Source organism: Erythrobacter sp. NAP1, assembly GCF_000152865.1.
Lineage (GTDB): Bacteria > Pseudomonadota > Alphaproteobacteria > Sphingomonadales > Sphingomonadaceae > Erythrobacter.
Window position 1 is genome coordinate 2,560,657 of the sequence record NZ_CH672390.1, and the last position, 19,569, is coordinate 2,580,225.

The 19,569-nt window shown below is 61.9% G+C and carries 21 protein-coding genes and 1 tRNA gene; 14 read left to right on the forward strand and 8 right to left on the reverse strand.

Annotated elements, in window-relative coordinates; translation table 11 throughout:
- Window positions 1–17: 17 nt before the first annotated feature.
- Window positions 18–800 (forward strand): hypothetical protein, encoded by a 783-nt coding sequence (locus NAP1_RS12220; protein ID WP_007165618.1) that lies wholly within the window; start codon window positions 18–20, stop codon window positions 798–800.
- On the opposite strand, the gene NAP1_RS12225 is transcribed toward NAP1_RS12220, so the two are convergent.
- Together NAP1_RS12225 and NAP1_RS12230 are read right to left on the reverse strand one after the other, a co-directional pair.
- Entirely contained in the window at window positions 783–1,703 is a 921-nt protein-coding gene (locus tag NAP1_RS12225) for a DMT family transporter (RefSeq protein ID WP_007165619.1), read from the reverse strand. The genes NAP1_RS12220 and NAP1_RS12225 overlap by 18 nt on opposite strands.
- Window positions 1,700–2,707: a low specificity L-threonine aldolase gene (locus tag NAP1_RS12230; RefSeq protein ID WP_007165620.1), complete on the reverse strand. Its 1,008-nt coding sequence runs from the start codon at window positions 2,705–2,707 to the stop codon at window positions 1,700–1,702. The genes NAP1_RS12225 and NAP1_RS12230 overlap by 4 nt, the downstream gene beginning before the upstream one ends.
- A 52-nt stretch (window positions 2,708–2,759) precedes the next feature.
- Between NAP1_RS12230 and NAP1_RS12235 the strand changes: the two genes are divergently transcribed.
- Window positions 2,760–3,089 carry a GNAT family N-acetyltransferase gene (locus NAP1_RS12235; RefSeq protein ID WP_007165621.1) on the forward strand — a complete coding sequence of 110 codons (330 nt, stop codon included), beginning with the start codon at window positions 2,760–2,762 and terminating at the stop codon, window positions 3,087–3,089.
- On the opposite strand, the gene NAP1_RS12240 is transcribed toward NAP1_RS12235, so the two are convergent.
- The 3 genes from NAP1_RS12240 to NAP1_RS12250 form a co-directional block, all read right to left on the reverse strand.
- A complete protein-coding gene (locus NAP1_RS12240; RefSeq protein ID WP_007165622.1) occupies window positions 3,086–4,642 on the reverse strand; it encodes a PH domain-containing protein in 1,557 nt (518 codons plus the stop codon). The genes NAP1_RS12235 and NAP1_RS12240 overlap by 4 nt on opposite strands.
- A gap of 6 nt (window positions 4,643–4,648) precedes the next feature.
- Window positions 4,649–5,386 carry a PH domain-containing protein gene (locus tag NAP1_RS16680; RefSeq protein WP_241761216.1) on the reverse strand — a complete coding sequence of 246 codons (738 nt, stop codon included), beginning with the start codon at window positions 5,384–5,386 and terminating at the stop codon, window positions 4,649–4,651.
- A 176-nt stretch (window positions 5,387–5,562) separates the two neighbouring features.
- Window positions 5,563–5,637 (reverse strand) — tRNA-Thr (locus tag NAP1_RS12250).
- 87 nt (window positions 5,638–5,724) lie between these two features.
- On the opposite strand from NAP1_RS12250, the gene NAP1_RS16595 reads away from it, so the two are divergent.
- From NAP1_RS16595 to NAP1_RS12295, 10 genes are read left to right on the forward strand one after another with little or no spacing between them, the layout of a single operon-like run.
- Window positions 5,725–5,874 (forward strand): hypothetical protein, encoded by a 150-nt coding sequence (locus NAP1_RS16595; RefSeq protein WP_007165624.1) that lies wholly within the window; start codon window positions 5,725–5,727, stop codon window positions 5,872–5,874.
- Window positions 5,875–5,926: 52 nt separating this feature from the next.
- Window positions 5,927–6,613, forward strand: coding sequence for a 2,3-diphosphoglycerate-dependent phosphoglycerate mutase (gene gpmA, locus NAP1_RS12255; RefSeq protein ID WP_007165625.1), 687 nt, complete (start codon window positions 5,927–5,929; stop codon window positions 6,611–6,613).
- Window positions 6,614–6,627: 14 nt separating this feature from the next.
- A complete protein-coding gene (gene purE / locus NAP1_RS12260; RefSeq protein ID WP_371170270.1) occupies window positions 6,628–7,107 on the forward strand; it encodes a 5-(carboxyamino)imidazole ribonucleotide mutase in 480 nt (159 codons plus the stop codon).
- Window positions 7,104–8,174: a 5-(carboxyamino)imidazole ribonucleotide synthase gene (locus tag NAP1_RS12265; protein WP_007165627.1), complete on the forward strand. Its 1,071-nt coding sequence runs from the start codon at window positions 7,104–7,106 to the stop codon at window positions 8,172–8,174. Before purE ends, NAP1_RS12265 begins: the two co-directional genes overlap by 4 nt.
- Before the next feature lie 8 nt (window positions 8,175–8,182).
- Window positions 8,183–8,707 (forward strand): dihydrofolate reductase, encoded by a 525-nt coding sequence (locus NAP1_RS12270; RefSeq protein WP_007165628.1) that lies wholly within the window; start codon window positions 8,183–8,185, stop codon window positions 8,705–8,707.
- On the forward strand, window positions 8,707–9,633 hold the full coding sequence (locus tag NAP1_RS12275) for a bifunctional riboflavin kinase/FAD synthetase (RefSeq protein WP_007165629.1): 927 nt from the start codon (window positions 8,707–8,709) through the stop codon (window positions 9,631–9,633). Before NAP1_RS12270 ends, NAP1_RS12275 begins: the two co-directional genes overlap by 1 nt.
- Window positions 9,630–10,682, forward strand: a complete 1,053-nt coding sequence (locus NAP1_RS12280) for a glycerophosphodiester phosphodiesterase family protein (protein ID WP_007165630.1) — start codon at window positions 9,630–9,632, stop codon at window positions 10,680–10,682. The genes NAP1_RS12275 and NAP1_RS12280 overlap by 4 nt, the downstream gene beginning before the upstream one ends.
- A 54-nt stretch (window positions 10,683–10,736) precedes the next feature.
- On the forward strand, window positions 10,737–13,586 hold the full coding sequence (gene ileS / locus NAP1_RS12285) for an isoleucine--tRNA ligase (protein WP_007165631.1): 2,850 nt from the start codon (window positions 10,737–10,739) through the stop codon (window positions 13,584–13,586).
- Complete coding sequence (lspA, locus tag NAP1_RS12290; protein ID WP_007165632.1) at window positions 13,583–14,116, forward strand: signal peptidase II; 534 nt, start codon at window positions 13,583–13,585, stop codon at window positions 14,114–14,116. Before ileS ends, lspA begins: the two co-directional genes overlap by 4 nt.
- A 3-nt stretch (window positions 14,117–14,119) precedes the next feature.
- Window positions 14,120–14,530: a DUF3035 domain-containing protein gene (locus NAP1_RS12295; RefSeq protein ID WP_007165633.1), complete on the forward strand. Its 411-nt coding sequence runs from the start codon at window positions 14,120–14,122 to the stop codon at window positions 14,528–14,530.
- Window positions 14,531–14,565: 35 nt separating this feature from the next.
- On the opposite strand, the gene NAP1_RS12300 is transcribed toward NAP1_RS12295, so the two are convergent.
- Complete coding sequence (locus NAP1_RS12300) at window positions 14,566–15,882, reverse strand: hemolysin family protein (protein WP_040464455.1); 1,317 nt, start codon at window positions 15,880–15,882, stop codon at window positions 14,566–14,568.
- Between the two features lie 190 nt (window positions 15,883–16,072).
- Here NAP1_RS12300 and NAP1_RS12305 point away from each other — a divergent pair, with 190 nt between their 5' ends.
- Entirely contained in the window at window positions 16,073–16,768 is a 696-nt protein-coding gene (locus NAP1_RS12305) for an OmpA family protein (RefSeq protein ID WP_007165635.1), read from the forward strand.
- Window positions 16,769–16,816: 48 nt separating this feature from the next.
- On the opposite strand, the gene NAP1_RS12310 is transcribed toward NAP1_RS12305, so the two are convergent.
- Window positions 16,817–17,593 carry a 3'(2'),5'-bisphosphate nucleotidase CysQ gene (locus NAP1_RS12310; protein WP_007165636.1) on the reverse strand — a complete coding sequence of 259 codons (777 nt, stop codon included), beginning with the start codon at window positions 17,591–17,593 and terminating at the stop codon, window positions 16,817–16,819.
- A gap of 131 nt (window positions 17,594–17,724) precedes the next feature.
- Between NAP1_RS12310 and sucC the strand changes: the two genes are divergently transcribed.
- Complete coding sequence (gene sucC, locus NAP1_RS12315) at window positions 17,725–18,924, forward strand: ADP-forming succinate--CoA ligase subunit beta (protein WP_007165637.1); 1,200 nt, start codon at window positions 17,725–17,727, stop codon at window positions 18,922–18,924.
- Window positions 18,925–19,038: 114 nt separating this feature from the next.
- Here sucC and NAP1_RS12320 read toward each other — a convergent pair whose 3' ends face one another.
- Complete coding sequence (locus NAP1_RS12320) at window positions 19,039–19,566, reverse strand: DUF6265 family protein (protein ID WP_007165638.1); 528 nt, start codon at window positions 19,564–19,566, stop codon at window positions 19,039–19,041.
- Window positions 19,567–19,569 lie beyond the last annotated feature (3 nt).

The following is a 19,569-nucleotide window of genomic DNA, read 5'->3' on the forward strand; positions in this document are numbered from 1 at the left end:
CGATTAGAACGTTTGGCATGGCGCATTTGTTCATATTCGGCCTCGGCTACACCGCAAAACGGATCAAATCGAAGCTCGAGGAGCAAGGCTGGAGCGTCAGCGCGACGGGCAGCGACGGCGATATCGATTTCGACGATCGCGGCGCGGTGATGAATACGATCGCGAAGTCGAGCCACGTCCTGTCCTCGGTTCCACCCGATCGCAAGGCGGGGGCCGATCCGGTGCTCGAGGCCTACGGCAAAGAGCTGAGGGGACGTGCGCTCTACTACCTTTCATCGACAGGCGTTTACGGCGACCAGCAGGGAGCCTGGGTGGACGAGGCCTCACCCACTGGCACAGGTCGCCGCAATGCGCGTTCGGATGCGGATGCGGCGTGGATGGAGATGGGCGCGCGCGTCTTTCGCCTGCCGGGTATTTACGGACCAGGTCGCAGCGCGCTCGACCGGGTGCGCGAGGGCAAGGCGCGGCGAATTGATCTTCCCGGACAGGTCTTCAGCCGGGTGCACGTCGAGGACATTGCGAGCGGCGTGACCGCTTCGCTGACGCAAGACGCGCCGCCGGGCGCTTACAATCTCGGCGATGACCTTCCGGCGAGCGGCAATGCGGTGACCGAGTATGCGTGCCGGTTGCTTGGAGTAGAGCCGCCCCCGATGCAGACTCTGGAGGAAGCCAACCTCTCTGAAATGGCTCTCGGATTTTACTCGGAGAACCGCCGCGTGGCGAATGGCAAAGCGAAGCGCGTGCTTGGCTGGGAGCTAAAGTACCCGACCTATGTCGAAGGATTATCGGCGCTGCTTTGACCTGAGCGCAAGCACCATCCCGATCACCGCTAGGCCCATCCCGGTGATGGTGAGGCTCGTCCAGCGATAGTCCTCGAATACCGTGGACAGCAGCATCGCGACCGAAATCGTAAGGATCGCGTTATACGCCGTGCGCCCCGCGCCGATCTCGCGCACGAGATTGTAGTGCAGCGGGAAAGTGATGACCGATCCGATCAGCGCTAGATAGACGATGCCTGCCCAGTAATTCGGATTTGTCGGCAGCGGAGGCGGGCCCGCGGTCAGCAAAGCAAAGCCAAGATCGAAGATCGTCCCGTACAGCATCGCCCATGCAAGCAGGCTCACCATCGGAACTGCGCGCCCGGTCGGATTGGCCTGGATCACGTTGGCGACCGATGCTGCAAGAATGCCGAGCAGCGCGAGAATGATGCCTAGGCCAACATTGCCCCCGATCACCCCTGCATTAGGATTGGACGTCCATTCGTGGATGAGCAGGAACGACACGCCGACTATAGCAATCGCGCTTCCCAGCATGAAGCCGCCCTGCACCTTCTCACCGAGAAAAGCCCGCGCGAGCAGGGCGTTCGGCACCATCATCAGACCGAACATCAGCGCGACGATACCTGAGGTGACGTAAAGCTCGGCGTGATAAACGAATAGGAAGTTACCGCTGAACTGGAAGATGCCAACGAGCAGGGCGAGCCTATGCTCTGGCCCCGTCAGCTTGAGGCGGCGCTTCATGAAAAAGGCGACGAGGAACAGTGCGGGCGTCGCCAGGAGGAAACGATAGAACACCGACCAAGCGGCGGGCACTCCGTCGATCTGCCCGGTGATGACTAGCCAGGTCGAGCCCCAGATCGTGCCGGTCAGCACGAAGGGGACGATCACACGCCAATTGAGGACTTGAGGTGTGGCGGCGCTCACAAGCTGGCGATGGCCTTGCCCAGCGCGACCGCGTGATCCTCGCGGGTGTCCCATGCCGTCACGAACCGCGCTGCGTCTTCGCCCCAGTCGTAAAAAGCAAAATCCTGCGCACGAAGCGCCTCGCGCTCTGCTGGCGAGAGACGCACGAAAAGCTCGTTCGCTTCGACCGGATGCATCAACCGGTCGCCGCAACCGCTCGCAATATCTTGCGCCGCTGCATTGGCGTGGCGCGCGTTTTCGAGCCAGAGGTCGCCGTCGAGCATCGCGAGGACCTGAGCCGCGAGATAGCGGCCCTTGCATTGCAGGTGCCCAGCACGCTTGCGGCGATACTTGACGAGGTCAGCCTGTTCAGGATCGAACAGCACCACGGCCTCTGCGCTCATGCCGCCATTCTTGATGAAGCCGAAAGCGAGACTGTCGACCGGGCCTGCCGCGTCCTTTGCCGACCCGCCAAGGAATGCAGCGGAGTTTGCAAAGCGCGCCCCGTCCATGTGCAAGCCAAGGCCGCGCTCTGTGGCAAAAGCGCTTAGCGCTTCGATCTCGGCCAAAGTGTAGCTGCGCCCATATTCGCTCGCCTGCGTGATCGCGATGGCGTGCGGCTGCACCTGGTGCACATCGTCGCGGATCGGACCAATCAGCGCGGAAATGCCCTCTGGCGTCAATTTCGCGCCTTCGCCCTCACACAGCATCAGCTTTGCGCCATGGAGATAGAAACCCGGAGCACCGCCTTCATCGACCTCGATATGCGCCTCTTCGTGGCACACCACGCCGCCATGCGGCTGGCACATCGTGGCAAGCGCGAGGCAGTTCGCAGCCGTTCCCGTCGCCACCCACAGCCCGGCACATTCGCGCCCGAACAGATCGGAGAACCGTGCATCGAGCTCGGCGCTCAGCGCATCGCCGTCATAGGGGTTGTCGGCGCTGTCGGCAGCGCGCATCGCTTCCCAGACCTTGGGATGGACGGGCGCCGCGTTGTCGGAGAGGAAGGGCTTCATCTGGGTCATCGTGGAACGCCTCTAACCGTGCAGGCGTTTATGGCAAGAAGGAGAAGCTCCCATGACCGACATTGCCGAGAAAGTTTCGATCACTCACCACGCGCAGGGGCAGGGCGGCAAGTACGTCGCCAATGTCGAAGGCGAGGACGCGCAGGGCCACCTTGAATGGGAGCCGCAAACGGGCCTTCCGCAAGAGCAGGTCGCCGCCGATGTGCGCGTGGCGACGCATACGATCGTACCGCCTGCTATCGGCGGGCGCGGGGTTGCAGGCTTGCTGGTCGAAAGGCTGGTGTCGGATGCGCGCGAAAAGGGCTTCAAGATCGTCCCGCAATGCTCATACGTCGCTAAGAAGTTCGACGAGAACCCCGATTGGGCTGACCTCAAGGCCTAGGCGGTCTGGCTTTCCAGTTGCGAGAAATCGGTCGCGGCAATCGTTTCCAGCACCATGCCACGCAGCTCGCGCGCACGCTCAATAGGCACCCCGCGGATCGAGAAAGTACCACCTGCCTGACCCAAATAAATGGTCGCATAGCCGCGCAGCCGCGCAATCGGTCCTTGCGAAATCTCGACCGAGTGCAGCTTGAGCCGCGTCGCGATCTGGCTTTTTGGGGCAAGCACGCCGCGCGTCGACATGATCTGAGCTTCGCCAAGCGCATGGCGCTGAAAACGCCAGGCAAGCGCGTTCGCGACAACCGTCAGGCCAGCGAGCACGAGTGGAATGCCGACTGCGACTTCCACCCACTCAGGCGCGTAAATCGCGGTCGCGATGCCAGCGACCACAGCCCCGATCACGAACGAGATCGATTCGATAATCGTATTGTCGACCAGGTATTTCCCGCTTGCTCGTCGCCAGTCTGCATCCTCACCCGGCAGCTTGAATCCTGCCGCTTCGACGATGGGAGCAATCTCGCCAAGCTTAGCAAACGGGGCGACGACGTGGCTTGATGCGCCCATGTCTTGCGCAAGGCTGACGAAACTCAGGCCGTGCCAACCGAAGCGATATCGTACGAAGCCTGTATTGAGCTTCACACCCTGAACCCGGTGGATCGGCATGACGACGTCGGTCTTGGTGAATAGCCCGCGCCGGCGGCGGAAGCCGCGCGCGGTACGCTCGAGCAGAAAATCCCATTCGCGGGTGAAGACGCGGATCATACCCGTGAGCGAGCCGATGATCAGCAGGACGACAATCCCTGCAATCGCGCCAAGGATCTGCATCGTCGCATCGAGTGCGCTGAGGTCTATGCCGGTCTGATCGATCCAGCCGCGCCAGATGTCTGGGTCCCAGAACTCGAAGTCGAACAGGGTATCGGCATATTGCAGCAGGCCGCCCAGCACGGCGAAAACAGCGAGCGAGAATTCGAACAGCCCGAAAGTGAAGAGCCTGCCCGTTCCCATCGTGAAGAGGGGTTCAGCCTGCTCCTTGACTGCCTTCGCGGGAACGCTCTCCCCGGGATCAGCGCTTGCCTCGGCGCTTTGTTCGTCGCGCCATTCGCGGACAAGTTGGCGCAGCTCTTCACCGCGTTCCTCGGTGAGATAGGACAGGCTCAGGTCCTCGCCGCCGCCTGCGCCGGTTTCGAACTTGACCGCTACGAGACCGAAGAGGCGCGGGATCAGTTTCTGCTCAAGGCTGACATCCTGAATGCGCTCATACGGGACCGAGCGCGCCGCGCGGCTCAAGATGCCGCTTTCGACCCGGATATCCTGCCGCCCGATTGTGTATGTCAGGCGCTTCCATGCAAGATAACTGAATGCCGTCCCGATCGCGATGATGGCGAGCGCTGCTGGAATGGCGACCAACAGTCCGAAACCGCCGGTGCTGAACATGATCGCGGCGACAGGTAGGATCGAGTTCTGAGCGCTTGCCAGGGCGCCCACCATAATGGTTTTGGGATCCGTGTTGCGCGGCTCGTTCATGCGCGCTGGTGCAGGGGCCGGTTCGACCATGTGCGCTTACAATGTCTCGCGCTTGATGTGAGCGCGGATCGTTTCGCGCATTTCGACAGCCAAGGCATGGCCAAGTCCCGGCAACCGGACCGAGGCGTTGTGACTTCCTGCGGTGTGAAGCGTCAGCGTCGCAATATCGAGCGCTCGCTCGATCGGTCCCTGATCTACGTCTATATGCTGAACCCTGCCGAACGGCACGACCGTATCCGAGCGAAACAGTATCCCGCGCACCACTCGCAGGCGGTCGCGGCTGATCTGATAGCCGCGCGCATTATAGCGCGCGAGCGGAATGCGGATCGCGATGAACAGCGCAACCAGCACCGCTGGGCCGAGAATGATGCCGGTCGGGAAATCAATTTCCTGGCTAAGCGCCAGCTCAAGCACTGCCGCGCCCCCGATAATGACGAGCGCAACGATAATCGCACCCACTCGCATCAGCAGCTTGTAGTTGGGGTGCAGCTTCGTGAGCTCGCCTTCATCGTCTAGCGGCCCCAGCTGCGATTCGAGTTCGGCCTTGGCTTCGGAGGATGCGGCAGGCTTTTCCTCAGCAGACGGACGCGGTGTGTAGGTCGCATCGCGCGGATAGGGTGCGGAGGAGGTGTCCTTGCTCTCAGCCGGGGGAGGAGGCGGAGGAGTTCTGGGCGCATCCCAAGGCTTTGCGCCGCCCTTGTGTCCGAACAATTGCCGCGCGCTGCCCGCGGTCTTGCCGTTCTTGTCGGCGTCGTCCCCACCTGTATCGCTCATGCAACGATAGATGATGAACCCGGCGCGCACACGCAAGGCCAAAAGCGCCTCGCATTCGGTGAACCGTCAGGCAGAGCCGATGAAGAAGGAAGCCACTCGAACCCGCAAGGGTTCGCAAGGCCGACCGGCCGCCCGCAGTCGCCGCGATGCGAATAGCGATAAGGATGAAAGAGGGATGGTGCTGCTGGAGAGAATTGAACTCTCGGCCTCACCCTTACCAAGGGTGCGCTCTACCACTGAGCTACAGCAGCCAACCGAGGCGCGCCCTATTGTCGGGTGCGCGGCGAATGTCAAGCGCGGGCTTGATGAGAGATTGCGGACGGGGCAAGGCGTTTCGCATGAACGACGATACTGGCAAGAAAATGTCGCGAGAAGAACGCATGGCGGCCAAGCTGCGCGAAAACCTGCGCCGCCGAAAAGCCCAGAGCCGTGAGATGAAAGCCGAATCAGGCGAGAACGGGGTTTCCAAGGACGCGCCTGAGGGCTAACGCGCTGTCTCTTGATGGCGGGCGCAAGGGACCCCGTCTCGCGGGAGCCGACATGCCTAAGTTGATTTTGGTCCGCCACGGCCAGAGCCAGTGGAACCTCGAAAACCGCTTCACGGGGTGGTGGGACGTCGATCTCACAGAAAAGGGTGTGGCCGAAGCCAAGGCCGCGGGCACGCTGATGAAGGAAAAAGGCGTCCTGCCCACGACCTGCTTCACCAGCTTCCAGACCCGCGCGATCAAGACACTCAACCTGGCGTTGGAAGAGATGGGCCGCCTGTGGTTGCCGGTTACCAAGGACTGGCGCCTCAATGAGCGGCACTATGGCGGCCTCACGGGGCTCAACAAGCAGGAAACCCGGGACAAGCACGGCGACGAGCAAGTCCACATCTGGCGTCGCAGTTTCGATACGCCGCCCCCTCCGATGGAGCCGGGCAGCGAGTACGACCCCGGGGCTGATCCACGATACGAAGGGATCGACGTTCCCTATACTGAAAGCCTCAAGCTCACGATCGAGCGCGTGCTGCCTTATTGGGAAAGCGACATTCTTCCCGTTCTTTCCAGCGGAGAGACAGTCATCATCTCGGCGCACGGCAATTCCCTGCGCGCACTGGTCAAGCACCTCTCGAATATCTCTGATGAGGACATTACCGGGCTGGAGATTCCAACCGGTCAACCGATCGTCTACGAATTCGATGATACTATGACGCCTGGCGAGCGGTATTATTTGAAAGACAGCTGAGGGGCAGAACTCAAGTGGGAGGGAAAGTAGCAATCGTAATGGGGAGCCAGTCGGACTGGCCAACCATGTGCTGCGCGAGCGAGATACTCGACGAACTCGAAGTCGAACACGAGGCGCGGATCGTCTCAGCCCACCGAACGCCAGACCGGATGAGCGCTTTTGCCAAGGGCGCTGAAGGCGAAGGGTTCGATGTCATTATCGCGGGCGCTGGCGGCGCGGCGCACCTTCCCGGAATGATCGCTGCAATGACACACCTTCCCGTGCTCGGCGTGCCCGTTCAGTCCAAGGCGCTGTCGGGAATGGATAGCCTTCTCTCTATCGTGCAAATGCCAGCCGGAATTCCGGTCGGAACCCTCGCAATCGGCGAGGCTGGCGCGACCAATGCGGCGCTGATGGCGGCCGCGATCCTTGCCATCAACGACGAGGAATTGTCCGAGAGGCTGCAAGACTGGCGAGCAGCGCGCAGCAATGCGGTTGCAGAGGCGCCGGAATGAAAGTCGCAACCCCCGGATCGACAATTGGTATCCTTGGCGGAGGCCAGCTTGGCCGGATGCTGACGATGGCGGCAAGCCAGCTAGGCTATCGCTGCATCGGATATGCGCCAGCAGGCGACAATGTTTCAGCCGACCTGTGCGCAGACTTTTTCGAGAACGGCTGGGGCGACACCGCTGCGCTCGCAGCGTTTGCCACCCAGTGCGATGTGGTGACATGGGAGTTCGAGAACGTCCCTCTCACCGCAGTGAATGCAATGCCGGCAGATCGCCTCGCACCCGGCGCAAAGTCGCTTCAAGTGGCGCAGGACCGCTTGGCCGAAAAGCGCTTCGTCGAAGAGCTTGGCGCGACGTGTGCGCCTTACATGCGTGTCGAAAGCGACGAGGATTTCCGCCGCGCTCTGGATCGGATCGGAACGCCCGGCATCCTCAAGACCGCGCGCGAAGGCTATGACGGCAAGGGCCAGTGGCGCATTGCCTCTGCGCATGAAGCCGAAGGCGTGCGCTTTCCCGGTCGCCCCTGCGTGTATGAGGGCATGGTCGATTTCGATGCCGAGTTTTCCGTCATTCTCGTGCGCGGGCATGACGGCGAGGTGCGTATCTGGGATTCGACCGCCAACACGCACGAAGGCGGCATGCTGGTGCGCTCGACCCTGCCCGCCGGCCCATCGGTCGAGGCACAGGTCGAGATCGCCCGCGATATTGCACGCCAGACTGCCGACGCTCTGCAATATGTCGGCGTTTTGACGCTTGAGTTCTTCGCAACCAAGCAAGGCCCGGTCTTCAACGAGATGGCTCCGCGCGTGCACAACTCAGGTCACTGGACCATTGAAGGCGCAGCGACGAGCCAGTTCGAAAACCACATCCGCGCCATTTGCGGCCTTCCCCTGGGCGCTACCGAAACCCGCTTCGCCAGCATCGATATGCGCAACATCGTGGGAGAGGATGCGCAATCCGCCCATCAGATCTTGGCAGAAGATGGCGAGCCGCACCTGCACCTCTACGGCAAGCGCGAAGCGCGTGAGGGCCGCAAGATGGGGCATGTCACGCGGGTCAGCCACAAGACATAATCAGCGCGATGGAAGACTACGAAATTGTCCTGATTTACGCGCGTGCATCCAACGGCGCGATCGGTTTCGAGGGCCGCCTTCCATGGCACATCCCTGCCGACCTCAAGCGCTTCAAGGCGCTTACCATGGGCAAGCCGATGATCATGGGCCGCAAGACCTTCGAGAGCCTGCCCGGCCTTCTCCCCGGTCGCCGCCACATCGTCCTGACCCGGCGCGACAGCTGGGACAGTGAAGGCGCGGAGCATGTCTGCAGTGTCGATGAGGCGATTGCTACGGCAAAGGACGGGAACGAGACCGGCGAAATCGCGGTCGTCGGCGGATCGGCGATTTACGACGTGTTTCGCCCTGTGGCGCACCGCATCGAAGTCACCGAAATCCATGCCGAGTACAAGGGCGATGTATTCATGAAACCGCTCGGCGCGGAATGGAAAGTGGAAGCGCGTGAAGACCACACGGCGGATGGCGAGATGCCAGCCTATTCCTTCGTCACCTATGTTCGCCAGGATGAAGAAAGCGCGGAGGAGCACAGCTGATGCGCTGGCTCGACCACCGCGAACAGGTCACGCAGGCGCTGCGCGGCGCGGTTATTGCGCTCGGCAATTTTGACGGATTTCACCGGGGCCATCAGGCGGTCGCGGGTGAAGCGATCCGATGGGCGCATGAAGAAGGCCGTCCTTCGATAATCGCGACCTTTGACCCGCATCCGGTGCGGTTCTTCCGCCCCGACGTCCCGCCCTTTCGGCTAACCACGCTCGAACAGCGTCAGGAACTCTATCTTGCCGCCGGAGCGACGGCGATGCTGGTGTTCCACTTCGACGGCGAACTGGCAGGAACGCCAGCCGAAGACTTCATAACCGACATCCTGATCGAACGCTTCGGCGCTTACGGCGTGGTAACCGGTGGCGATTTCACTTTCGGCAAGGGCGCGAAGGGCAACGTCGATCTCCTGCGCGACTTCGGAAGCCAGAAGGGCCTCAAATCCCGAGTGGTCGAGGCGGTCGAGGGGCATGGCGATGTCGTCTCGTCCAGCCGCGTGCGCGAAGCCTTGCGTGAGGGCAAGCCGGAACTGGCGGCAGAATTGCTCACGCGGCCATTCGCCATTCGCGGGATCGTCGAACACGGCGACAAGAACGGGCGCAAGCTGGGCTATCCGACCGCCAATCTCGCGATCGACACCTATCTGCGCCCCAAATACGGCGTCTACGCGGTCACCGGCAAAATCCTCGCGACTGGCCAAGAACTGAAAGGCGCCGCCAATATCGGCATCCGCCCACAGTTCGAACCGCCCAAGGAATTGCTCGAACCCTATTTCTTTGACTTCTCCGGCGACCTTTACGGGCAGGAGATCGAGGTTGCCTTCCACCACTTCCTGCGCGGCGAGGCCAGGTTCGACAGCCTCGATGATCTGATGGTGCAGATGGAGCGCGACTGCGACCGGGCAAGAGAACTGCTCGGATGAAGCGTGTCTTGCGCTGGGGCCTGCTTGCGCTCGCCCTTGCGGTTCTTATCCTGTCGGTCACCAATGCCAGCTGGCTTGCGCCGGTTCCGGTAGGCTCGCCGCAGCTGATCGCTCACCGGGGGATCGCGCAGGATTTCGACCGCGCAGGCGTTGAGCGCGACACCTGCACGGCGACGCGAATCGAAGAGCCGTTTCACGATTATCTCGAAAACACCCGCGACGGGGTGCTTCGCGCCGACAAGCTGGGCGCGGCCTTTGTCGAGGTTGACGTTGCACCCACCGCCGATGGCGAAGTCATGCTGTTCCACGACTGGACGCTCGATTGCCGCACCGATGGTTCCGGCCCGGTTCGCGAGGCCACGGCTGAGGAGTTGCGCGCTCTCGATATCGGTTATGGCTACACCGCGGACGGCGGCGAAACCTATCCATTGCGTGGTAGCGGCCTCGGCAAAATGCCCACACTGGTCGAAGTGGCGCGCGCGCTGCCCCCGCGCGGGCGGTTGATGATAAATTTCAAGTCGGATGATTCGGCAGAGGCTGATCTTGTCGCATCCAAGCTCGCAGAAGCCGGGCGCGACCCCGAGGTCAAGGGTGATGCCTTCTACGGCGCTCCAACCGTGATCGGCCGTGTGCGCGAGCTTCATCCCGATGCCTGGGCTTGGAGCCCCGCCGAAGCGCGGACTTGCGCAACCGAGTATCTGGCGCTGGGCTGGAGTGGCTACCTGCCCTCCTCTTGCAGAGGCAGGACCATGGTCATCCCGCTCAATTACCAATGGCTGTTCTGGGGTTGGCCCAACCGCCTGATCGCCCGGATGGAAGCGCATGGCGGGCGGATCATCGTCACCGGACCATACGTTTCGGGCGAGCCCAACACCGGCCTTATCCTGCCCGAACAATTCACCCAGATCCCCGACAGCTATAACGGCCATATCTGGGTCGAGGACACCTTCAACCTTGCCCCGGCGCTCTACCAGCGCTTCGACAATCGCACCCGAGCGGAGATCGAAGCGGGCCAGGCAGGGCTCGAGCGACGCCGCGCTCGGCAATGAAGGGCGCAATAAGGCTTTCGCACCTGCGCCAGATGTCCTAACGGCTTGCGCCTTATGTCTGACGATAAGCGCGATTACAGAGATACGGTCTTCCTTCCCAAGACCGCGTTCCCGATGAAAGCCGGCCTTCCGCAGAAGGAACCGGGCATTGAGGCACGCTGGCGCGAGATTGGGCTGTACAAGAAATTGCGCGAGGCACGTCGCGGGCGCGAGAAGTTTATCCTTCACGATGGCCCTCCTTACGCCAATGGCGACATGCATATCGGCCATGCGCTCAACCACATCCTCAAAGACATGGTCTGCCGCACGCAGAACCTGATGGGCAAGGATGCGCCCTACGTTCCGGGCTGGGACTGCCACGGCCTCCCGATCGAGTGGAAGGTCGAAGAGCAGTACCGCAAGAAGAAGCGCAACAAGAACGAGGTCGAGCCACGCGAATTCCGCGCCGAATGCCGCGCCTACGCGCAGAAATGGGTCGACACGCAGCGCGAGCAGCTGAAGCGCCTCGGCATCATGGGCGACTGGGACAATCCCTACCTCACGATGGATTTCGAGGCCGAAGGCACGATCGTCGCCGAACTGATGAAGTTTGCCGAGGCAGGCAACCTCTATCGCGGCTCGAAGCCGGTGATGTGGTCCCCGGTCGAGGAGACCGCTCTGGCTGAGGCCGAGGTCGAGTACGAGGACTTGACGGATAGCCCGCAGATCGACGTGGCGTTTGAGATTATCGAAAGCCCGATCGAAAAATTGGTTGGCAAGAAAGCTGTTATCTGGACGACAACGCCTTGGACAATTCCGGTCAACCAGGCTTTGGCCTATGGGCCGGACGTTGAGTATTGGCTTGTCCAAAGCTTCTTGTCTGACAATGTAAACGTTGACGAACCCGACTTTTTCCTAGTCGCGGCCGACTTGGTCGAGGCGTTCAAGAAACGGCTGAATCCGACGGCGGACCAGCTAGGCGTTTCGATTTTCAGTGAGCCCGACCTCGTCATCAAAGGCTCCGACCTCGCCGGGACCAAGGTCCGGCACCCGATGCACCATCTCGGCGGGTTCTACGCGACGCCGCGCCCGATGCTCGCCGGCGACTTCGTCACGACCGATAGCGGCACGGGCATCGTCCACATGTCGCCCGACCACGGCGAGGACGATTTCGATCTGTGCAAGGCGAATGGCATCAACCCCGTTTTTGCGGTGATGGACGATGGCCGTTATCGCGACGACTGGCTCTGGCTTGGTGGCGATGATGGCCGCCGTCGCAGCGTCATCAACAAGCCCTTCAACGCGCCCGAAGGTCCGATCTGCTCGGATTTGCGCGAGGCTGGCGCTCTGCTCAGCGCTTCTGCCGATTATGAGCACTCCTACCCGCATTCTTGGCGCTCGAAGGCCAAGGTCATCTATCGCTGCACGCCGCAATGGTTCGTGCCCATGGACGACCAGCTCGACGGCGGCGGCACGCTGCGCAGCCGCGCCATGGCGGAAATCGAGCGCGTCGAATTCGTGCCTCCCAAAGGCGAGCGCCGCATCGGTGCGATGGTCGAAGGCCGTCCCGACTGGGTGCTCAGCCGCCAGCGCGCATGGGGCGTGCCGATCACGCTCTTCGTGAAGCCGGACGGCACCTATCTTCAGGACCCGGACGTCAATGCCCGCGTCGTCGCCGCGATCCGCGAAGAAGGCGTCGATGCATGGGAAGAGACGCGCAAGGCCGAATTCCTGGGTGATGCGCACAATCCCGACGACTACGAGATGGTAACCGACATTCTCGATGTCTGGTTCGATTCGGGCTGCACCCACGCCTTCGTCCTGGAAAGCGGGCGCTGGCCGGACCTCCAATGGCCCGCCAACCTCTATCTCGAGGGCTCCGACCAGCATCGCGGCTGGTTCCAGTCCTCGCTCCTGCAAAGCTGCGCAACACGCGGTCGCGCGCCCTACGATCAGGTGCTGACTCACGGCTTCACCATGGATGCCAAGGGGCGCAAGCAATCGAAGTCGCTCGGCAACACGACCGACCCGGTCAAGATGATGGAGCAGACCGGCGCGGACATCATCCGCCTTTGGGCGCTCAGCGTCGACTTCACCGAAGACCACCGCATCGGCGACGAGATCGTCAAGGGTGTCTCGGACCAGTATCGCCGGTTGCGCAACACCTTCCGGTACCTTCTCGGCGCGCTCGACGGGTTCGTCGGCGATATGTCGGACACGGGCGAAATCCCGGAGCTTGAGGTCTACGTCCTCTCACTGTTGAGCGAGCTAGACGGCAAGCTGCGCAAGGCCGCGACAGAGTACGACTTCAACACCTACACCCGCCTGCTGGTCGATTTCTGCAACGAGGATCTCTCCGCGTTCTTCTTCGATATCCGCAAGGATTCGCTCTATTGCGACGGACCGAATTCGACCACGCGCAATGCCTATCGCACCGTGCTCGACCTGCTCTTCCATGCACTGGTTCGCTACGCTGCGCCGGTGCTGGTCTTTACCGCTGAAGAAGTATGGAAGACCCGCTATCCCGAGGACGACGAACAGGGCGGCAGCGTCCACCTGCTCGAATGGCCGAGCGTGCCCGCGGTCCCCGCTGACCGCGCGAAATGGGACGCCCTGCGCACCCTTCGCGAGCGCGTGACAGAAGCAATCGAGCCGCTGCGGCGCGAGAAGGTCATCCGTTCGAGCAACGAGGCGGTCGTGACTGTCCCCGCAAGCGCGGTGCCTGAGGGCGTGACCGACGAACAGCTCGCCGAATTGTTCATCACCGGGACAGTGACGCGCGGCGATGGAGACGAAGTGATCGTCGCCAAGTCCACAGATGCAAAATGCGGCCGCTGCTGGCGCCTGCTTCCCGACGTGTCCGAAGACGGCGCGTTGTGCGGGCGGTGCGATAATGTTGTCTCTGAGATGGACAGCGCAGCATGAGCGACCTTTTCACTCGTAACCGGATGATCGGGCTGGCGCTCGCGGCGTTTGTTGCGGGCATCGACCAGGTCATCAAGTGGTATGTGATCGGCCCACTCAACCTGCGCAGCGTGCGCCACATCGAGCTCATCCCGTTCTTCGACCTCACCTATACCGAGAACCGCGGCATCTCGCTGGGGATGCTGCAGGCGACCAATATGGAGATGCGCTGGCTGCTTGTTGCCATGACCGCTCTGATCGCGCTGGTGGTGCTGGTGTGGATGATGCGCGAGCGGCTCTTGGGCGATATTCTCGGCCTTGGCCTCATTCTGGGTGGAGCGATCGGGAATATCTACGATCGCTATTCGCTGGGCTACGTGATCGACTATGCCGACTTTCACATCGGCACTTTTCGGCCCTTCATGATCTTCAACGTCGCCGATGCCGCTATCACCATCGGCGTCGTCATCATCCTTGCGCGCAGCCTTTTCATGCGCGAAAAGGACGACAATACGGACACGGATGGCACGCCCATCCTACGCGGAGAATAAGTAATGCGTAACCTCAAGACCGCCATCCTGCTCGCTTCCGGCTGTGCAATGCTCGCCGCGTGCGGCGGCGGCGGACTTTTCAATCGCGACCGTCCTGACGAGTTTGCCGTGCAGCGTCAGGCTCCGCTGGTGGTTCCGCCCGATTTCTCGCTCACCCCGCCCGCACCCGGCGCGCCGCGCCCGGCAGAAGGCACCGCGTCCGAGCAGGCTCTCGAAGCGCTCTTCGGCGGCCCTGCTCCGCGCAGCGAGATTGAGACGAGCGCAATCGACCGCGCAGGCCAGGCCGCACCGAGCATCCGCTCGCAGATCGGCGATCCCGACACCAACACCGTTGCCAAAGGGCGCGTGACGCGCGACATCATCGCCGCACCCGAAGGTGACGGCGCGACCGCTCAAACGCTTATTCCTGGCTGATCGGGCCCGCCCATCCGGGCGAGCCTCACACGCTTCTAGCCGTCTTCGCTTGAATCTTCCGCTCGCTTGCGGACGATGATCTTGTCGATCCGGCGGTTGTCCATTTCGACAACTTCGAATTCCCAGCCCTGATCGGTAAAGCTCTCACCAATCAGCGGCAGCTTCTTCATCACTGACAGGGCATAGCCAGCTGCTGTCCCGAATTCCCGGTCTTCGCCGTATTCGAGCCCAAGCCGGTCAGCCAGACCATCAGCCGACAGCGCGCCCGAGACGAGCAGCGATCCGTCGGTGCATTCGATGATCTGCGGTGTGTCGCCCTGATCCTGATCGCTGGCGAATGTGCCTGCGATAGCGGTTAACAAGTCGACCGGAGTAACGACGCCTTCGAAGTGCCCATATTCATCGTGCACGACTGCCATCGCGATCTCTGCCGATTGCAGCACGCGCAGCGCATCCATCGCGTCGAGCTGATCTGGAACGACTTCGGCTTTCTTCGCCATGCCGCGGATCGAGACGGGCTCCTTTGCCACAAGTGCGGCCAGAACTTCGCGCACCTTGACGATGCCCAGGATCGCATCGGGTGATCCCTCTGCGACCGGGAGCAGCGAGTGCGGGCTGTTGCTGATGGTAGCGAGGACCTGTTCAAGATCGGCATCGGCATCGACCCAGTCGAGCTCGGTGCGAGGGGTCATCAGTTCGCGCACGGGCCGCTCGGCCAGGCGCACGACGCCGGTGAGGATCTGGTGCTGGTCCTGCTCGATCACGCCCGAGCGGGTCGCATCAGCAAAGATCATCTGCAGCTCCTTCGCCGTGAGCGAAGGGCGGCCTTTGGTGCGGATGCCGAACAGCGCGATGATTCCTGCAGACGACTTGTCGAGCAGCCAGACAAGGGGCGCCGCCAGCCGGGCGAGCAAGTCCATGGGACGCGCCATAACGATAGCGATCGGGACAGCTGCTCGCAGGGCAAGCTGCTTGGGCACAAGCTCGCCCACCACAACGCTGAAATAAGTGGTGAGCGCAATCACGCCGACGAAAGCGACCTGGCGCGCGGTATCCTCCGGCACGCCCAAGAGCGCGACCCGTTCGCCAATTGGTGCCTCAAGGCTCGCACCTGAAAGAGCGCCCGTCACGATCGCGATAAGCGTAATGCCAATCTGTACGGTCGAGAGGAACTTGCCCGGCTCTTCCGCCAGTCGGATAGCGATCCGCGCGGCAATAGAGCCCTCGTCGCTGCGTGCCCGCAGCGCGCTCGTCTTGGCCGAGACTATCGCGAGCTCGGACATGGCGAAAACGCCGTTGAGCACGATGAGCCCAGCTATGAGTATCAGGTCTGACCAGGGAAAAGGTGTCACGCGTTGAGCGCTAGCACAATTGCCACATTGTTCCAGTCCCTTGCTTCACGCGCTTGAAAGTGACCCGAATATTGCACCAAATGCATTCAGCTTGCCGCAAACCTGAGGCGCTCATGCGCGAAAAGGTTGGAACTTCGCCGATGATCACCTGTTACTAGGTCACGGAATATCCAACGCTTGGAGGACTATAATGAAAAAATCACGCATTCTGCTTTCGGCCACCGCAGCTGTCGCACTTCTTGGAACGAGCGCCTGCGTCACCGACCCCAACACCGGTGAGCGCAAGGTTTCACGTACGGCCATCGGCGCAGGCGTCGGCGGTACGCTCGGCTACCTGCTTGGCGGAGTCATCGGCGGCAACACGGCCCGCATCATTGGCGCAGGTATTGGCGGCTCGGCGGGCGCGGTTGTCGGCAAGCAGTTCGACGATCAGATCCGCGAACTTGATGAAGAACTCGAAGGCACCGGCGTCGATGTCGAAGAAATCGGCGACCAGGACGCGATTCTCGTTCGTCTGCCCGATGGCGTCACGTTCGCGAGTGGTTCTGCCACGATCAATCCGGGCTTTTACGATTCGCTCAATTCGGTCGCGAACAGCCTGATCCAGTATCCCAACAGCCTCGTCGACGTGTACGGCTTTACCGACACCACCGGCTCGGACTCTCTAAACCAGCGCCTTTCTGAGCAGCGCGCACAAGCCGTGGCAGACTATCTTGCCAGCCGCGGCGTGGCCCGCAGCCGCCTCGCTACGCGTGGCTACGGCGAGAGCTACGATTACCTACGCATCAAGACCGCCGACGGAGTGGCCGAGCCGCTCAACCGCCGTGTCGAGATCAAGATCATTCCGATCAGTCAGGACGATGTGAACGCTGCACGCGCGCAGTAATTCGCACTGAAACGCTTTTGATGGGGCGGCCCTTGCGGGCCGCCCTTTCTATTTGAGCGCCTTGGCCCGCTCGGCCAGCCTTGCGACCGCAGCGGCATGAATGCCGGGGGCGCTCACCAGCACGCCGAAGTCACGCGGGTCGTGCTTGTTATAGGCAAGCGGGTTGCCAAAGGCATCCGACACCTGCGCGCCCGCTTCACGCGCGATCAGCGTGGCGGCTGCAATGTCCCATTCGAATCCCCAGCGCAGTGTCGCCAGAAGGTCAGCGCGATTGTCAGCCACCATCGCGATCCGAAGGGCGATCGAATTGGGCTTCTCAACTGCGACGAGGTCGGAATCGGCGCTTGGCAACTGGTCGGTAGGAACGCGCGCTCCTGAGAACTCCTTGCGCGTGCTGGCTTTCAACGGCTCGCCATTGAGCGTCGAGCCGCGTCCGGCGAACGAAAACCACTCTTCCTCGCGCGCAGGCGCTGAAAGCATCCCGATAAGCGGTTTGCCGGAACTGATTAGCGCAACCGAGACTGACCACCCGGCACGCCCGCGCACATAATCGCGCGTCCCGTCGATCGGGTCGACCAACCAGATGAGATCGCTTCGGGTGCGAATCTTGTCGTCTGCCGTCTCTTCGGACAGCCACGCCGCAGCGGGCAACAGCTTGCCCAGTTCACGGCGCAGAAACGCATCGACCGCAAGGTCGGCTTCGCTGACCGGATTGCCCGGTGATTTCTCCCAGGTCTCACATTCGTTGCCCGCGCCCGGCCAGCGGTCGAACGCGATGCGGCCCGCCTCGCGGACGATGTCTTGAAATGCTGCCTGATCAATCATTGTGCGACTTTCGTAGGATGCGCCCTCGTGACGGCACCGCGGGCACTTTTCAAGTGCTCCAATCCATGCTTATGCGCTGCGCAAGAACCTCCTCCCCCATACCGATACGAGTCAAAAGGGATCACGCGCTCATGAACGTCCACGAATATCAGGCCAAGGAACTGCTCAAGGAACACGGAATTGCCGTTCCTGACGGGCACGCGGCGCTCAGCGTCGAAGAAGCGGTTGCCGCTGCCAAGAAGCTTCCCGGTCCGCTCTACGTGGTCAAGGCGCAGATTCACGCCGGCGGACGCGGCAAGGGCAAGTTCAAGGAACTGCCTGAAGACGCGAAGGGCGGCGTGCGCCTCGCCAAGAGCATCGAGGAAGTTGAGGCCAACGCCAAGGAAATGCTCGGCAACACGCTCGTGACCGTGCAGACCGGCGCTGAAGGCAAGCAGGTCAACCGCCTCTACGTCACCGACGGCGTCGACATCGCCAAGGAATATTACTTCTCGCTTCTCGTCGATCGTGCATCAGGCCAGGTTGCCATGGTCGTCTCGACCGAAGGCGGCATGGATATTGAAGCGGTCGCGCACGATACGCCTGAAAAGATCACCACCATCACCATCGACCCGGCTCAGGGCTTCATGCCTCACCACGGCCGCGCCGTGGCGTTCGGCCTCAAGCTTTCAGGCGACCTCAACAAGCAGGCACAAAAGCTCGCGAAGAAGCTCTACGACGCCTTCATGGCAACCGATTCGGAGATGCTCGAGATCAACCCGCTCGTCGAGACCGAAGATGGCCAGCTGCTCGTGCTCGACGCGAAGATGAGCTTCGACGGCAACGCGCTGTTCCGTCACCCCGACATCGAGGCGATGCGCGACGAGACCGAAGAAGATCCGGCCGAAGTCGAAGCGAGCGAATACGACCTTGCCTACATCAAGCTCGACGGAAACATCGGCTGCATGGTCAACGGCGCAGGCCTTGCAATGGCGACGATGGACATCATCAAGCTGAACGGCGCCTTCCCCGCAAACTTCCTCGACGTGGGCGGCGGCGCCACCACGGAGAAGGTGACGGCAGCGTTCAAGATCATCCTCAAGGACCCGGCGGTCGAGGGCATCCTGGTCAACATCTTTGGCGGCATCATGCGCTGCGACACCATTGCGGAAGGTATCGTGATCGCAGCCAAGGAAGTCGACCTGAGCGTTCCGCTGGTCGTGCGCCTCGAAGGCACCAACGTCGAGAAGGGCAAGGAAATCCTCGCCAATTCGGGCCTTCCGATTGTCCCGGCTGACGATCTTGGCGATGCAGCCAAAAAGATCGTCGCAGAGGTCAAGCAGGCGGCGTGATATCGTGCGCGGGCCCATCCGGGCCCGCGTCTCGCTGGATGCGCGGCGAGCCGCGCCCGCTGCGGGCAGGCAGTCGCCCTTTCGGTCGCACTGCGACCGTTTGGGGTATTGAGCCTACATCGCCTCGAAACTGAACAACAGTTCGTTGCCGGACTGCATTCGCACTGCTGCCACCAAGCCCTCGCCTGGAGCGTCTGAATCTGCGCATCTCAGCGTCAGCGCATGGAAGTATGCCGCGCATTCTTCCATCGCGACCAGGCGAAATGTCAGCATGCCGTCCTTCTCCTCCCACCCGGTGAGGTCGGCATTGAAGTGCTTGAGGCGCAGGACCAGCGTGCCCTCTTCCTCCATCAGGTAGAGGTGCTCGGTAAACTGGATACCGCCATCTTCGTTCTGCTGAACGAATGTGCCGACCATCGTGCCGCCGCTGGGAGGCAGCCAGCTTTCCATGGCAGGTGCGCCGCCGATCCCGTCGCCAACCCACTGCCCTACCAGCCAGTCCATCTGTTCGAGCGTTGCGGCAGGCGATTCGGAACCTTCGTCACCCAACCGGGTTTCCATGGTCGAGTCCTGAGCCAAACCCGCTCCGGCCAGCAATCCCGCCACCAAGAAGCTTCCAAACAGGCGTCCAATTGCAAACATTGC